Source organism: Tateyamaria omphalii, from assembly GCF_001969365.1.
In the GTDB taxonomy this organism is placed as follows: domain Bacteria; phylum Pseudomonadota; class Alphaproteobacteria; order Rhodobacterales; family Rhodobacteraceae; genus Tateyamaria; species Tateyamaria omphalii_A.
This window is the reverse complement of sequence record NZ_CP019312.1, coordinates 3775023-3790435: the sequence shown is the minus strand read 5'-3', so window position 1 is coordinate 3790435 and position 15413 is coordinate 3775023. Positions and strand designations below refer to the sequence as shown.

Annotated in this window: 15 protein-coding genes; 6 read left to right on the top strand and 9 right to left on the bottom strand. The window is 63.5% G+C overall.

The window, feature by feature from the left end; genetic code table 11:
• Window positions 1–20: 20 nt before the first annotated feature.
• The 5 genes from BWR18_RS18950 to BWR18_RS18930 form a co-directional block, all read right to left on the bottom strand.
• A complete protein-coding gene (locus BWR18_RS18950) occupies window positions 21–1079 on the bottom strand; it encodes a HesA/MoeB/ThiF family protein (RefSeq protein WP_076629954.1) in 1059 nt (352 codons plus the stop codon).
• The gene (gene dut / locus BWR18_RS18945; protein ID WP_076630428.1) at window positions 1079–1540 is read right to left on the bottom strand and encodes a dUTP diphosphatase; all 462 of its coding nucleotides are present in this window, start codon (window positions 1538–1540) and stop codon (window positions 1079–1081) included. The genes BWR18_RS18950 and dut overlap by 1 nt, the downstream gene beginning before the upstream one ends.
• A 46-nt stretch (window positions 1541–1586) precedes the next feature.
• The gene (coaBC, locus tag BWR18_RS18940; RefSeq protein ID WP_076629953.1) at window positions 1587–2780 is read right to left on the bottom strand and encodes a bifunctional phosphopantothenoylcysteine decarboxylase/phosphopantothenate--cysteine ligase CoaBC; all 1194 of its coding nucleotides are present in this window, start codon (window positions 2778–2780) and stop codon (window positions 1587–1589) included.
• 128 nt (window positions 2781–2908) lie between these two features.
• On the bottom strand, window positions 2909–3667 hold the full coding sequence (locus BWR18_RS18935; RefSeq protein ID WP_172839409.1) for a ChaN family lipoprotein: 759 nt from the start codon (window positions 3665–3667) through the stop codon (window positions 2909–2911).
• 41 nt (window positions 3668–3708) lie between these two features.
• Window positions 3709–4587 (bottom strand): RNA polymerase factor sigma-32, encoded by an 879-nt coding sequence (locus BWR18_RS18930; protein WP_076629951.1) that lies wholly within the window; start codon window positions 4585–4587, stop codon window positions 3709–3711.
• A gap of 90 nt (window positions 4588–4677) precedes the next feature.
• Between BWR18_RS18930 and cobU the strand changes: the two genes are divergently transcribed.
• The 4 genes from cobU (at window position 4678) to BWR18_RS18910 (ending at window position 8142) form a co-directional block, all read left to right on the top strand.
• Window positions 4678–5199, top strand: coding sequence for a bifunctional adenosylcobinamide kinase/adenosylcobinamide-phosphate guanylyltransferase (gene cobU / locus BWR18_RS18925; protein ID WP_076629950.1), 522 nt, complete (start codon window positions 4678–4680; stop codon window positions 5197–5199).
• Window positions 5196–5768 (top strand): histidine phosphatase family protein, encoded by a 573-nt coding sequence (locus BWR18_RS18920; protein WP_076629949.1) that lies wholly within the window; start codon window positions 5196–5198, stop codon window positions 5766–5768. The genes cobU and BWR18_RS18920 overlap by 4 nt, the downstream gene beginning before the upstream one ends.
• A 60-nt stretch (window positions 5769–5828) precedes the next feature.
• The gene (locus BWR18_RS18915; RefSeq protein ID WP_076629948.1) at window positions 5829–6506 is read left to right on the top strand and encodes a glutathione S-transferase; all 678 of its coding nucleotides are present in this window, start codon (window positions 5829–5831) and stop codon (window positions 6504–6506) included.
• A 124-nt stretch (window positions 6507–6630) separates the two neighbouring features.
• Window positions 6631–8142, top strand: a complete 1512-nt coding sequence (locus BWR18_RS18910) for a YifB family Mg chelatase-like AAA ATPase (protein ID WP_076629947.1) — start codon at window positions 6631–6633, stop codon at window positions 8140–8142.
• Here the strand turns inward: BWR18_RS18910 and BWR18_RS18905 are convergent.
• The 4 genes from BWR18_RS18905 to rsmI form a co-directional block, all read right to left on the bottom strand.
• Window positions 8112–9011, bottom strand: a complete 900-nt coding sequence (locus BWR18_RS18905) for an alpha/beta hydrolase (protein ID WP_368073628.1) — start codon at window positions 9009–9011, stop codon at window positions 8112–8114. The genes BWR18_RS18910 and BWR18_RS18905 overlap by 31 nt on opposite strands.
• Before the next feature lie 5 nt (window positions 9012–9016).
• The gene (gene gshB, locus BWR18_RS18900) at window positions 9017–9952 is read right to left on the bottom strand and encodes a glutathione synthase (protein WP_076629945.1); all 936 of its coding nucleotides are present in this window, start codon (window positions 9950–9952) and stop codon (window positions 9017–9019) included.
• A 99-nt stretch (window positions 9953–10051) separates the two neighbouring features.
• Window positions 10052–10468 carry a YraN family protein gene (locus BWR18_RS18895; protein ID WP_254684902.1) on the bottom strand — a complete coding sequence of 139 codons (417 nt, stop codon included), beginning with the start codon at window positions 10466–10468 and terminating at the stop codon, window positions 10052–10054.
• Window positions 10465–11343 (bottom strand): 16S rRNA (cytidine(1402)-2'-O)-methyltransferase, encoded by an 879-nt coding sequence (rsmI, locus tag BWR18_RS18890; protein ID WP_076629944.1) that lies wholly within the window; start codon window positions 11341–11343, stop codon window positions 10465–10467. Before rsmI ends, BWR18_RS18895 begins: the two co-directional genes overlap by 4 nt.
• Window positions 11344–11433: 90 nt before the next feature.
• Here rsmI and BWR18_RS18885 point away from each other — a divergent pair, with 90 nt between their 5' ends.
• Both BWR18_RS18885 and BWR18_RS18880 read left to right on the top strand, forming a co-directional pair.
• A complete protein-coding gene (locus BWR18_RS18885; protein ID WP_076629943.1) occupies window positions 11434–12618 on the top strand; it encodes a penicillin-binding protein activator in 1185 nt (394 codons plus the stop codon).
• Between the two features lie 29 nt (window positions 12619–12647).
• On the top strand, window positions 12648–15401 hold the full coding sequence (locus BWR18_RS18880; RefSeq protein WP_076629942.1) for a [protein-PII] uridylyltransferase: 2754 nt from the start codon (window positions 12648–12650) through the stop codon (window positions 15399–15401).
• The last annotated feature ends 12 nt before the right edge of the window (window positions 15402–15413 follow it).

Here is a 15413-nt window from a genome sequence, read left to right as displayed (position 1 = left end):
GCTATGATGTAGGGCGGGGGTCAGCCTGCCACCACCTGTTTGCCGCAGGTTTCGCAGTCGGGGCGGCGGGCCAGCGTTATCTTGCGGCTTTCGCCGTAGAGTGCGTCGTAAATCACCATCTCGCCACGCAGGGGCGTGCCCGCGCCGGTCAGCAGCTTGACCGCCTCGACCGCCATCATGGAACCGACGACGCCGGGCAGCGGGCCGATCACACCCGCCTCGGCGCAGTTGGGGGCAAGTTCCGCCGCAGGCGCCTGCGGAAAGATGCAGCGATAACAGGGGGCGTTCTGTGCCGGGTCGAAGACGCTCACCTGCCCCTCCCACTGCGTCAGCGCGCCCGAGATCAGGGGGATGCCGGCGCGGACAGCCGCGGCATTCACGCGGTAGCGCGTGTCGAAGTTGTCCGTGCCATCGATGACCAGATCGTATTCGGCCACCAGTTCGTCCACGATGTCATCCGTCAGGCGGCGGTGGTAAGGGCGCACGGTGACAAAGGGGTTTTGGGCTTCCATCGCGGCCTGGGCTGAAAACACCTTGGCCATACCAATGCGCGCGTCAGTGTGGATGGTTTGGCGTTGGAGGTTGGTGTTTTCGACTGTATCGTCGTCGATGACGCCGATGGTGCCAACGCCTGCCGCTGCCAGGTATTGCAGGATGGGCGCACCAAGGCCCCCGGCCCCCACCACCAGAACCTTGCCATCCTTGAGGCGCTTTTGACCGGCACCGCCCACTTCGCGCAGCACGATGTGGCGGGCATAGCGGCCGAGTTCCGTGTCGGTGAACGGTCCGTCCTGAGATGTCGGGGCCGCCTTCGCCTCCTCTTCCTGCGCGCGCCCGCGCAGCTTGCGCAGCACGGTCCTGTACCCGAGCGCGATCAGAGCAAATCCACCAAGGATCAGCCATAGCGCCGGGCTTTCGCCCGTCGCCATCCGCAGCGGGTTGCCGTCCGGAAGCGCCACTTGCAGGGCAAGCACGACGACATAGAGAATCCCGATCATCAGCCACCGCGCGTTGTGCGGCGCCTTCATCATCACGCCAAGACCCCAGATCGCGCCAGCTAGAAGAAACACCAAAAGCATCAGCCGCGCCCCGTCGATCCAAAGCCACCCGCACCGCGCGCCGTGTCATCCAGGCTGTCGGTTTCCTCGAACGCGGCCTGCACCACGGGCGCCAGCACCATCTGCGCAACGCGCATCCCGTGTGTCACTTCGAACGGCTCGTTGCCGGTGTTCAGCATAATCACACCCACCTCACCCCGATAATCGCTGTCGATGGTGCCGGGGCTGTTCACAAGCGCAATTCCGTGCTTCAGCGCCAGGCCAGAGCGCGGGCGCACCTGCACCTCGAACCCCTGCGGGATCGCCATCGCCAGCCCTGTCGGGATCAAGGCGCGTTCGGCCGGCGCAAGGGTCAGGCCTGCGCGGTCCGGGAAATTCGCACGCAGGTCTGCACCCACCGCGCCTGCCGTCTCGTAGGCGGGCAAGGCGATATCGGGATCCGATCCCGCGACACGCATGATTTTCAGGGACACACTGCTCATCTTCATCTTGCCAAATAAACTCAAATCCCGACGTGGCCAGAGGCAATCAGACCAGCCTGTTTCCAATCCGTTCGGCAAGACGCGTGGCAACGTCCTGTTTCGACATGCGCGGCCACGTTTCCGCGCCATCCTCAGTGATCAGGATCACTGCATTCTCCGATCCGCCCATGATGCCCGTTTCGGGAGACACATCATTGGCAACAATCCAGTCACAGCCCTTGCGCGCGCGCTTGGCTGTTGCGTGGGCCTCGACATCATCTGTTTCTGCGGCGAAGCCCACGACAAGGGCGGGGCGTGTGTCCGTCATCTGCGCCACACCGGCAAGGATGTCGGGGTTCTCTGCAAACTCCAGCACCGGCAAACCGTCCTTCGATTTCTTCAGCTTGCGATCACTGGCCGAGGATACGCGCCAATCGGCAACCGCTGCGGCAAAAACAGCGGCATCCGCGGGCAGCGCCGCGTGGACCGCATCGTGCATCTGTTGCGCCGTCTGGACCGCCACGACATCGGCACCCGAAGGCGGCGCCACATCTGCCGGACCGGTCACAAAAGTGACGCGCGCGCCAGCCGCGATGAGCGCCCGAGCCAAGGCTGTGCCTTGGGCACCCGAAGAGCGGTTGGCGATGTAGCGCACCGGATCAATGGGTTCATGGGTCGGCCCGGATGTGACCAGCACATGCTTGCCCGCCAACGGCTTCGGCCCAAAATGCGCCTCAACCGCCGCGACAATCTCCAGCGGCTCCGACATACGCCCCGGCCCGAACTCGCCACAGGCCATGTCGCCATCATTCGGTCCGACAACGGCCACGCCGTCACCCGCAATCTGCGCCAGATTGCGCTGCGTCGCGGGATGATCCCACATGCGCACGTTCATTGCGGGGGCGATCATTACGGGGGTGTCAGTGGCCAGCAGCAAGGTCGAGGCCAGATCATCCGCCCGCCCCTGCGCCATTTTCGCAATGATATCCGCCGTCGCTGGCGCCACGAGGATCAGATCGGCAGAGCGGGACAGTTGGATATGCCCCATCTCGGCCTCTTCCGTAAGGTCAAAGAGATCGCGATAAACCTTTTCCCCGGCCAGCGCGGACACCGACAGGGGCGTCACGAACTGCTCTGCCGCGCGGGTCAGGACCGGCGTGACAGCCACACCGCGCTCGCGCAGCCGTCTGATGAGATCGAGCCCCTTATAGGCCGCGATCCCGCCTGTCAGGATCAGCAAAATACGTTTGTCTTGCAGCATGTTGGCGCGTCCGGCTGGCTTTGGTCAGTGAGACCATAAGCGCAGAGCCGCGCGAGGGCCAGAGTGAGGAGAGGGCCTGCCCCCGCCCTGCGGGCTCCCCGGAGTTTATCTGGCAAAGTGAAGGAGGATCAGTCTGTCTTGTTGAACACAGCGCAAGGATCCCCGCGATCGGGGCTGGCGGCGCCATTCAAGGTCCACGAGTAAACACCTTCAGGCGGTTCCTGGCGTTCGCCCTGCCCGACGCTTGTCACATCAAGCTCTGGCCGCACCCGCGAGATATAGAGCGGCACACCCCAATCCATCCGCGCGTGCCCGTTGCCGGTGATCAGCACAACCGGGCTGCCGTAGGTGTCGAGCGCGTCAATCACCGTTCGAGCAAAGGCCGCATCCCGCAGCCGCTGCGCCGCAACCATACCGCCCATCATCTCGAGCGGCATGGCTTCGCAATGAGCATCGAATTGGGCCAGTTCGCGGGTTGCCTGCTCATCCTCGGGCAGCGGGTCGGTCAGGCCATATGCTCCGGACTGCGGCCCAAACACCGCCGCCGCACCATCGGTGAAAGCGCCGCGCATGTCGTCGCGAGACAAGGCCGCGCCGACGATCACCGCGCTTGCCGCAAGAACGTCAGCGTAGTCAGCGATATTGGACCAATGAAACCCGTCGGTCGCCGCGATCATGCTGTCCGGGTCGCGAGGCGTGACGGCCAGAGCCTCAGCCTCCTTCGGCGTCAGCATTTCGAACACGACCGCCTTGGGATCGACTGCGCGCAGTGCCTTTGCCTGTTCGGCATGATGGGTTGGATTGTCGTGAAATTCCCCGAGGATCAGAAGATCCCCGTCGAAATCTGCCCAGTCTGTCGCCGAAAACGACATTGCCGCCGTGGACATAGTCACAACGGCGGCAATCATCGTAGTTTTATACATCAACCTCATACGAGAAAATGATGCACCTCGCGACTCTGGTTTTCCAGTGCCTTGCGCATCTTTGTGAACGCAGCCGCCTCCAGTTGGCGCACCCGCTCTTTGGACAGGCTCAACTCTTGACCCAAACTTTCCAGCGTGCGGGGGTCTTCGCGCAGTTTGCGCTCGCGCACGATAAAGCGTTCGCGTTCGTTCAGGCCATTCAGCGCCGTCAGAAGCCATTCGCGCAACTGCTCGGTGTCATGCGAATGCTCAACCTTTTCAGCCGCTTGCGTGCTGTCGTCTTCCAGCGCGTCGATCCACTCGCGACCCTCGTCATCCACGGATTGCGTGGCGTTCAACGAATAGTCCGATCCGCTGAGCCGTCCCTCCATCATCTCAACATCGTGCAGGGGTACGCCAATTTCTGTCGAGATCATCTGGCGCAACTGGTGCTTGTCCAGCGTTTCACCTGCGGCGGCACTTTCGCGTTCAAGCCGGGCTTGGACGCGACGCATGTTAAAGAACAGAGATTTCTGCGACGACGTGGAACCGGTGCGAACCATGGACCAGTTGCGCATGACGTAATCCTGAATGGATGCCTTGATCCACCACACGGCGTAGGTGGAAAAGCGCACGCCACGGTCCGGATCAAACTTGTCAGCAGCCTTCATCAGGCCCAAGCCGGCCTCCTGGATCAGATCGTTCATGGGGGCGCCATAGCGCTTGAACTTCGATGCCATCGAAATCGCAAGGCGCATATAAGCAGTGATCAGACGGTGCAGGGCGGCTTCATCCCGCTCGTCCCGCCAGGCATATGCCAGCCGCAGCTCTGTCTCTGCATCAAGCAATTCGGCCTTCATCGCTGTGCGCGACAGCGACATGTCCCGAACGTTATCCAATGCCATGTGTCATCCCCCTGGATGGTTATGCTTGTTTAGCGCACTTATTCTGTTTACGCGTCAAACTGCCGATCGGTTCACTCTTGAGATGAAAAAATGTTGCCTGCACTGACCCTCGTCCTAGGAGGCGCCGCTTCGGGCAAATCGCAGTGGGCGGAATCTCTGATCTTAAACAGCGGCTTAAGTCCAGTTTACCTTGCCACCTGCCGGATCTGGGATGATGAAATGCAAGCCAAGGTTGATCTGCACACGGCGCGGCGCGGGACAGAATGGGTGACAGTTGATGCGTCAAACGGTGTGGCGGCTGGCCTCGCCTCGGCGACCAAGGATCAATCGGTATTGCTGGATTGCGCAACCATGTGGCTGACAAACCTGATGATGGACGAGGCCGACGTGATCGCAGGCCAAACCGCGCTGCTGAATGCCCTGAACGCGTGCGCGGCGCCGGTCGTGGTGGTCACGAATGAGGTCGGCCAGGGGATCGTGCCCGAGAACGCGCTGGCCCGTCGGTTTCGCGAGGCGCAGGGACGGCTCAACATCGCGCTGGCAGCACAAGCCGATACGGTCTGGCATGTGCTGGCCGGGCTGCCGCAATTGCGCAAGGGCGACGCACCATGACCACATGGCACTGGGTGCGGCACGGGCCGACGCATCAAAAGACATTCACCGGCTGGCGCGATGTCGACGCCGACCTGACCGACACAGGCGCCATCGCCCGACTGGCGGCGCATTTGCCGGATGACGCGCTGATCGTGTCCTCCGACCTGGCCCGGTCGATCAACACGGCCAGCGCGATCCAAGGCAACCGCACGCGCCTGCCACATGATCCGGCCCTGCGCGAATTTCACTTCGGGGTCTGGGACGGCGTGCATTTTTCAAAAGTAGCAGACTGGCACCCCGAACTCAGCCGTGCGTATTGGGAGAACCCAGGCGATCACACCCCGCCCGGCGGCGAAAGCTGGAACACCTCTGCCGCCCGGGTGGCGATGGCCGTGCGCCGGATCGAATCGGCACATCCCGGCCGCGACATCATCGCCGTTGCCCATTTCGGCGTGATCCTGACGCAAGTGCAAGCGGTGCTGGGCCTCACCGCGCAAAAGGTGCTGGGCCACAAGATCGACCCCTTGTCGGTCACCACGCTGAACCGCGCACAGGGCACAGCAGAGCGCATCAATCACGCTCCGTGATTGCAGTCCTCACAAATCAGCGTTGGGCAAATGCGCCCGGCTGCGCCTAGCCTCGCGCGCATGACCTACGACCTCTATATCGGCGACCGCACCTTTTCGAGTTGGTCGCTGCGCGGCTGGCTCATGCTCGAGAAATTCGGCCTGCCCCACCGCACGCACATGATTGGCCTCTATTCCGGCACCATGGCCGATGACATGGCCCCGCTGGCCCCCGCCCGCCTGGTCCCGGCGCTCAAACTGCCCGACGGAACTGTGGTAGGCGAAAGCCTGGCCATGGCCGAAACCCTTGCCGAACGGCATCCAGAGGCCGGGCTTTGGCCTGAGGGTCCCGGCGCACGCGCCACAGCCCGATGGCTGTGCGCCGAAATGGTGGCAGGCTTCACAGCGCTGCGCGGCGCCTGCCCGATGCAACTCAACCACGTGAACAAGGGCTTTGCCGTATCGGACGCGGTGCAGATGGATCTGGACCGCATCGAAACACTCTGGGCACATGCGGCCAAGTTCAAAATAGACGGACCCTGGTTGTTCGGGACATACTCACTGGCGGACGTTTTCTATGCCCCGGTCTGCGCACGCATCGTAGGCTATGATTTGCCGGTATCGGACGCCGCGCGCAGCTACTGCCAAACCGCGATCACCGACCCGGCGTTCAAGGCGTGGCGCACCGAGGGGTTAAAGGTGACATACGACCCGTTCCCCTACGAAATGGACTTGCCAAAAGAACCTTGGCCAGCCTGACGCGCCGGGCATCCCCTTCATTGTTCCAAAAATATGCACGGCCCCGAGGCGCACACATCTCCGCCGTTAACCAATCGTAAACCGCGGGTCGCTAGCCATTAACCATCTTTGAAGAGGTGGAGACATGGTGGCACGCGCCTACACGGTGGCATTTCAGGGCGTCGACGCGCGCGAGGTCGAGGTGCAATGCGCCATGACGCCGGGCCTGCCCGCGTTTTCGATCGTGGGCCTGCCGGACAAGGCCGTGTCAGAGGCGCGCGACCGGGTGCGCGCGGCGCTGACGGCCATGTCCATCGCGCTGCCCTCCAAGCGGATCACCATCAACCTGTCGCCCGCCGATTTGCCCAAGGAGGGGTCGCATTTCGATCTGCCAATCGCGCTATCCCTGCTGGCCGCGCTCGGCATTCTGCCGGAGGACACGGTTGAAGGCACGGTGGCTCTTGGCGAGTTGTCCCTGGACGGCACGCTGGTTCCGGTTCTTGGCGCCCTGCCCGCCGCCATGGCCGCCGCCGAGCAGGACCGCGGACTGCTGTGCCCTGCGGGTTCCGGTGCCGAAGCGGCGTGGGTCGATGCCACCAAGGTGATCGCCGCGGCGTCCCTTGGCGATGTCGTGCGCCACTATACCGGCCAGGTGCCATTGGAGCCGGCCAAGGCCGGACGGATCGCGAGCGGCACGGGCCTGCCGGACCTGCGCGACGTCAAGGGGCAGGAACGCGCCAAACGCGCCATGGAAGTGGCTGCCGCAGGGCGGCACCATTTCCTGATGGTCGGGACACCGGGCTCCGGCAAGTCGATGCTCGCCGCACGCCTGCCCGGCATCCTCCCCCCGCTCTCCGCGATGGAAGCGCTGGAAACCTCGATGATCCACTCGCTGGCGGGGCTGCTTGACGCGGGCGGCATCTCCATGGACCGGCCCTTTCGCGAACCGCACCACACCGCGTCCATGGCCGCCATCATCGGCGGCGGGCGCGGGGCCAAACCGGGCGAGGTTTCACTCGCGCACAATGGTGTGCTGTTCATGGACGAGTTTCCCGAATTCCCGCGCACGGTACTCGAAACCCTGCGCCAGCCCATTGAGACGGGCGAGGTTATGGTCGCACGCGCGAACAACCACATCAAATACCCCTGCCGCTTCATGCTGGTGGCCGCGGCGAACCCCTGCAAATGCGGCTACCTGTCCGACGCTTCGCGCGCCTGCGGACGCGCGCCAGCCTGTGGTGACGACTATTTGGGCCGCATCTCTGGCCCACTGATGGACCGGTTCGACCTGCGGGTCGATGTGCCGCCTGTGACCTATTCCGACCTCGATCTGCCCGCCACCGGCGACAGCTCTGCGGCGGTTGCGGCCCGCGTCGAAGCAGCACGCAAGGTGCAGGCCGCACGGCTCGACGGTACAGGCATGCGCAGCAACGCCGACCTGTCGGGCGGTGCGCTAGATGACTTCGCAGCACCAGATGCGGAGGGACGCGCGCTGCTGACCAAAGTGGCCGACCGCTTTGGCCTGTCGGCACGCGGCTACCACCGCGTGATGCGGGTCGCGCGCACCATTGCCGATCTCGACGGTGCAGAGGACGTGCGCAAAACCCACGTGGCCGAGGCGGTGAGCTACCGGGTTGGCGCACTCGCCCCGGTCTGAGCCTCGATCCAAGCAGCAAGCGCCATCAGCGTTTGCCGTGCCTCAGGCAGCGTGTTGTGAAATATGGGCCAGACATGCGGCAGGTCCCGTTCTTCGACATAAGTGACTGACACGCCCTGCTCCTCCATCCGCAGCACGATGCGTCGGCTGTCGTCGCGCAGGATCTCTGTGTCGCCCGCCGTGATCCAAACGGGGGGCGCACCGGTGAAATCTCCGAACAGTGGGCTCGCACGCGGATCTGTCGGATCCGCACCGGCAAGATACATATCCGCCATCTCGTCCACGCGCTCGGCGGGCAAGATAACCTCGGACTGCGCATTGTCGCGAATGCTGGTCCCGGAAAAGGTCAGATCGGTCAGCGGTGAAAAAGCAAAAACACCGGCAGGCAGCGGCGCGGCGTCCGTCAGCAAAGACACAAGCAGCGACAGCGCGAGACCGCCCCCTGCACTATCGCCGCCAATGATCACAGGCCCACCCGTCGCCAGACATGCGTCATAGACCGCGCGCGCATGATCAACGGCTGCGGGAAAGGGATGCTCGGGCGCCAGCGGATAGCAGGGCAGCACCGCCTGCGCCGCGGCACGATGAGCCAACGACGCGAGCATCGCACCATGCGTACGGGGCGATCCGAACACATAGCCTCCACCGTGGAAGTAAAGGATGGTGACGTTACTCGCCTCACGGCGTGGCCTGGTCCAAAGCGCATCGCCCCCGGCCAACGTGCCCCATTCCAACCGCATCGACCACGGCGCATGAAAAAACAGGCGCGCTTTGGCTTCAAAGCTGCGGCGTAGGTCTTCGGGGTGCCGCGCGCGGCGCATATGCGGCTTTTCCGTCAGCCGCAGGTACTGGTTCAGGATAGGTCGCAAGAGGCTCAAACGACTTTAGCCTCGATCGCCTGCCAGATCTTCTCGGCAATGTTCACGCCATCAAAACGTTCCAGCTCCTGAATGCCGGTGGGCGAGGTCACGTTGATCTCGGTCAGGTAGTCGCCAATGACGTCGATGCCGACAAACACCTGGCCCTTTTCCCTGAGCAGCGGCCCGATGGCGGTGCAGATCTCGCGGTCACGATCGGACAGGCCGATCTTTTCCGGACGTCCGCCCACATGCATGTTCGACCGTGTCTCGCCCTCGGCGGGTACACGGTTGATGGCGCCAACGGGGTCGCCATCCACAAGGATCACCCGCTTGTCCCCGTTCGAGACGTCCGGCAAAAACTTCTGCACAATCAGAGGCTCGCGGCTGAAGCCGGTGAAAAGCTCGTGCAGCGAGGTAAGGTTGCGGTCATTGGCATCCAGGCGGAACACACCTGCACCGCCATTGCCATAGAGCGGCTTCAGGATGACATCGCCATGCTTGGCCTTGAACGCCTTGATGGTGTCCAGATCGCGCGCAATTGTCGTCGGCGGGGTCAGGTCGGGAAAATCGAGAACCAGCAGCTTTTCGGGATAGTTCCGGACCCAGAACGGATCGTTGACCACAACGGCGTCACCCTTCAGGCGGTCCAGCAGGTGGGTCGACGTGATGTAATGCATGTCAAAGGGCGGATCCTGGCGCAGCCAGATCACGTCGAAATCGGCAAGATCAACCTCGCGCATCTCGCTCAACTCGGCGTGCTCGCCCTGCACCCGCTGCACGGTGAAGTCATGGCCCCGCGCCGTAATGCGCCCCTCCTGATAGGCCAGATGATCCGGCGAATAGAAAAACAGGCTGTGCCCACGCGCCTGCGCCTCCTCGGCCAGGCGGAAACTGCTGTCTGCGTTGATATTTACCGCCCCGATCGGGTCCATCTGAAAGGCAATCTTCATGGCACACCTCTGCTGTCGTCCGCGCCTTTGATGGCGCAGAGCGGCGGGGCGCGCAATGGCAAGGCACTGTACGAGGGCGCAAACCGGCGTGCGCGTCGGTCACATGTACCCGGCGAACGCGTTTTCGTGGATGTTCAAGCGACCCGCCTGATCGACCAGCGCCACATCAAATCGGATGTCCGTCAACGATCCGTTCGGCAGCGTGGCAAGGTATTCTTCCGCCGTCGCGTAAAGGCGCGCGACCTGCGCAGGGGTCAAATGGTCCGCAGCGGCGGACAACGTCTTGCTGGCCTTCACCTCGACCATGACGATCCCCACCACGGTCGAAAACACCAGATCAATTTCGCCGCGACGACCGCGCCAGCGTTCGGCGACGAGCGAGTAAGCGGCCGCGCGGTAGGCCCGCGCGACAATGTCTTCGGCGGCCAGACCGGCCAGATACGCCGTGCGGCCACGCGAAGCACGCGCATCGACAGGCTGTGCAGGATCCAAAAACCGTTCATGCCGCGCCATCATTCAGCCTCATCGCCCTGTTTCACATCGCGCGCCATGTCCAAGGCGCGCTGGTAGACACGTCGCCTGGGCAGTTCCAGGCTTTCGGCCACAAAAGCCGCCGCATCTTTGACCGTCATATCACTCAGCGCCGACTGTAGCGCACGATCAATGTCTTTTTCCTTAACGTCCTTCGTCTCTCCTCGCCCGATCAGGACAACGATTTCCCCTTTTGGCGTCTCGCGCGCATAGGCTTCTGCCAATTCACCCAGCGTCCCGCGCCTGACATCCTCGAAGCGTTTTGTCAGTTCCCGGCACACTGCCGCCGGGCGCTCTGCCCCCAGTCGATCCGTGGCATCGGACAGAAGCGCACCAAGACGTTTTGGCGATTCGTAGAGCACCAGCGTGGCCGCGATCCCGGCCAGCCCCTCCAGCGCGCGCTGTCTTGCACTGCGCGTCGCGGGCAGGAAGCCGCCAAAATGGAAGGCATCCGTCGGCAATCCCCCGAGCACAAGGGCGGTGAGAACGGCGGACGGCCCCGGCGCGCATGTCACGGGGATACCTGCCACCCGCGCGGCGCGCGCCAGCTCAAAGCCCGGATCCGCGATCAGCGGCATCCCGGCCTCGGACGCATAAGCCACGCTCTCCTCCGTCGCCCGCGCCAGAAGCCGCGCGACCTGCGTCTCCTTGGAATGCTCGTGCAGCGCCTCGATACGGCGGCCATCCAGCGGCACGCCGTGGATATCCATCAACTTGCGCAGGCTGCGCGTGTCCTCGGCCGCCAGAACATCGGCAGAGGCCAGCACATCAAGCGCCCGCAAGGTGATATCGCGCGCGGTCCCGATAGGCACACCGACAAACCAGATCCCCGGGCGCAGCGTCGTCTTGATATGATTCAAAGCTGGACCCGCCTCACCTTACCACTATGATCCGCCCAAAATATCAGGGCGGGGCAATGTCATGCCCTGCATCAATGGGAGTGACAGTTCATGTTTGCGTTTTTCAAATCGCTGCGCAAGTCGGTGCGGCGGGCGGTCTTGCCATTTGCCGCCCTTGCGCTCGCGGCCTGCGATCCGGCAGCCATTGGCGGCATCACGGCAGGCGGGCCACGGATTGACACGACCCAACCCGTGCCTGTTGCACTTCTCGTCCCACGCGGATCGGGCCAGGCCAGTGACGAACTGCTCGCAAACAACCTCGAAAATGCAGCCCGGCTCGCCATGCGCGACCTGCGCGGGGTACAGATCGACCTGCGTGTCTATGGCACGGCAGGCAATGCACAGACGGCAGCCGCGCAGGCCGCCCAAGCGGTGAATGACGGCGCGCAGATCATTTTGGGTCCGCTCTATGCCGAGGCTGCGAATGCCGCAGGGGTCGCGGTCGCCCCGCAAAATGTGAACGTGCTGGCCTTTTCGAACAACACGACCATCGCGGGCGGCAACGTGTTCGTGCTGGGGTCGACCTTCAACAACACAGCGGACCGGTTGGTCAGCTATGCGGCCGGGCAAGGCAAGGACCGCATCGTCGTGGTGCACGCACAGGATGTAGCAGGCCAGCTTGGGCGCAACGCCATCCAGCAAGCCGCGTCGCGCAGCGGTGCAACGGTGACGGGCACGGTGGACTACCCGCTGTCGCAGCAGGGCCTGATCGCCGCCGTGCCACGGGTCAAATCGGCGGTCGATAATGCCGGTGCAAACGCCGTGTTCCTGACAGCCGCCCCCGCAGGTGGCCTGCCTTTGCTTTCACAACTTCTGCCCGAAACCGGGGTTAACCCCGCCGCTACGCAGTTCATTGGCATGACGCGCTGGGACATCCCGCGCCAAACGCTGGACCTGCCGGGCATTCAGGGCGGCTGGTTCGCGCTGCCTGACCCGAACCGTGCGGGCGCCTTTCGGGCGCAATACGAATCGGCCTATGGCAGTGCCCCGCACCCGCTGGCCGGTCTGGCCTTTGACGGGATTGCAGCGATCGGCGCCCTGGCCGCACAGGGCAACGCAGGGGCGCTGACGGGCGCGGCGCTGACCCAGGGGTCCGGGTTCCAGGGGGCCTCCGGCATCTTCCGGCTGCGCCAGGACGGCACGAACGAACGCGGGCTTGCCGTGGCCACAGTGCGCGACAACAAAGTCGTCGTGATCGACCCAGCCCCACGCGGCTTTGGCGGCGCAGGGTTCTAACTCTGCCGCCGCTCGAAACGGAGAGCGCCTTGAACAATACCGCCCTTCAGGCAACCGACCCGCCCGACCAACACCTGATTTGCGCCGCGACCGAGATCTTCGATAGCGACGCTTTCCATGCGTTGATGGCCAGCAACCCCGACCGTAAAGCGGTCGTGGCGCATCTGAAGGCCGCGCAAAAGGCGGGGCGGGATGCTATTGCAACCGCCTTCCGCACAGCACCGTTTGCGGCGCGGCCCACGACACGGTCGTACACATACCTGACCGATTGCCTGGTCGATGCCGCGCTGCACACCGCGCAGACGCGCATGCACCCCAACCCGAACCCCACAAACAGCGAACGGCTCGCCGTGCTGGCCGTCGGCGGCTATGGCCGGGGCGAGATGGCGCCGTTTTCCGACGTCGACCTGCTGTTCCTGACCCCCTACAAGATCACGCCCTGGGCGGAAAGCGTGATTGAGTCCACGCTCTACATCCTATGGGACCTCAAGCTGAAGGTGGGCCACGCCAGCCGCACAGTGCGGGACTGCCTGCGCCTTGGGGCCGAAGATTTCACGATCCGCACCGCCATGCTGGAACACCGGTTTCTCTTTGGCGACGCGGCCCTCGCAACCAAGCTGGATACCAAGCTGCGCACCGACCTTTTCGAAGGCAGCGAACGCGCCTTTATCGAGGCGAAACTGGCCGAACGGGACGCGCGTCACACCCGTCAGGGCCAGCGTTACGTGGTTGAACCCAACGTGAAAGAGGGCAAGGGCGGGCTGCGCGACCTGCAATCGCTGTTCTGGATCGGCAAATACATCCACAAGGTGCAGGACGCTGCCGAACTTGTCCCCCTGGGCCTCTTCACGGACGAGGAATTTGACGCCTTCGTCGCGGCAGAGGATTTCCTCTGGGCCACACGCTGCCATCTGCACCTGCTGTCGGGCCGGGCCACAGAACAACTGACCTTCGACATGCAGGTCACCGTGGCAGATGCGATGGGATACGAGGACGCGGCCGGACGGCGCGGCGTGGAACGGTTCATGCAGGACTATTTCCTGCACGCCACCGAAGTGGGCGACCTGACACGCATCTTCCTGACCAAGCTGGAGGCCGATCACCTGAAGGCCGAGCCGCTGCTGGACCGGCTGTTCAAGCGCAAGCCGCGGGCCAAGGCGGGTTATCAGGTGATCAACAACCGACTTGCGATCGAGGATGACGCGGCTTTCCTGACGGACAAGCTGAACCTCCTGCGCATTTTCGAGGAAGCGCTGCGCACCGGCATGCTGATCCACCCCGACGCCATGCGACTGATCAAGTCGCATCTGGATCTTGTCGATGATGGCATGCGCAAGGACCCCGAGGCGCAGCGCATCTTTCTCGACCTGCTCTTGAAACACGGCAACCCGGAACGGGCCTTGCGGCGGATGAACGAGCTGGGGATGCTGGCCACCTTCATCCCCGAGTTTGAACACATCGTCGCAATGATGCAGTTCAACATGTACCACTCCTACACGGTGGACGAACACATCATCCAATGCATCGCCCAGCTTGCGATGATCGAACGCGATGAGCTGGAAGAAGACCTGCCCGTCGCCTCATCCATCCTGAAGGACGGCGTAAACCGCAAGGTGCTCTACGTGGCACTCCTTCTGCACGACATTGGCAAGGGGCGGGAGGAGGACCATTCGATCCTGGGCGCGCAAATGGTGCGCAAGATTGCCCCGCGTCTCGGCCTGAAGCAGGACGAGGTGGATACGGTCGAATGGCTGGTGCGCTACCACCTTCTGATGTCTGACATGGCCCAGAAACGCGACATCGCCGACCCCCGCACCGTGCGCGACTTTGCCAAGGCGGTGCAGACGGTCAAACGGCTCGACCTGCTGTGCGTGCTGACTGTCTGCGACATCCGCGGCGTCGGCCCCACCACCTGGAACAACTGGAAGGCCGTGCTGATCCGCGCACTTTACCGCCAGACCCGCCGCGCGCTCGAGGACGGGATGGAGGCGCTGACCCGTGCGGGTCGCGGGGCGGAGGCGAAAAAGGCGCTGCGTGCGGAACTGTCGGACTGGGCACGCAAGGACGTGCAAACCGAAGTTGCCCGTCATTACGATGCCTATTGGCAGGGGCTGCACGTCACTGCCCATTTGGTGTTTGCCAACCTGCTCAAGAACATCGGCGAAAACGAAATCGTCATGGACCTCCACCCGGACGAGGACCGCGATGCCACCCGCGCCTGTTTCGTCATGCCCGACCATCCCGGCATCTTTGCCCGCCTCACCGGAGCACTGGCCCTCGTCGGCGCCAACATCGTCGACGCACGCAGCTACACCACATCCGATGGGTTCGTGACCGATGCCTTCTGGATCCAGGACGCCGACGGCAACCCCTACGACGCCGCACGCCTGCCCCGCCTGCGCAAGATGATCGAACGCACACTTGCGGGCGAGGTTGTCACGCGCGACGCGATCAAGGACCGCGACAAGGTCAAGAAACGCGAAAAGGCGTTCAGGGTCCCGACCCATATCACCTTCGACAACGAAGGGTCCGACATTTACACGATCATCGAGGTCGACACCCGCGACCGCCCCGGCCTGCTGCACGATCTGACGCGGACACTCGCGGCATCCAACGTCTATATCGCCAACGCGGTCATCGCGACCTATGGCGAACAGGTGGTCGATACCTTCTACGTCAAGGACATGTTCGGCCTGAAATACTACTCCGAGGCCAAGCAGAAGACGCTGGAAAAGAAACTGCGCGCCGCCATCGTCGAAGGGGTGCAGCGGGCGGCGGACTAGCCGCCCTTGGTC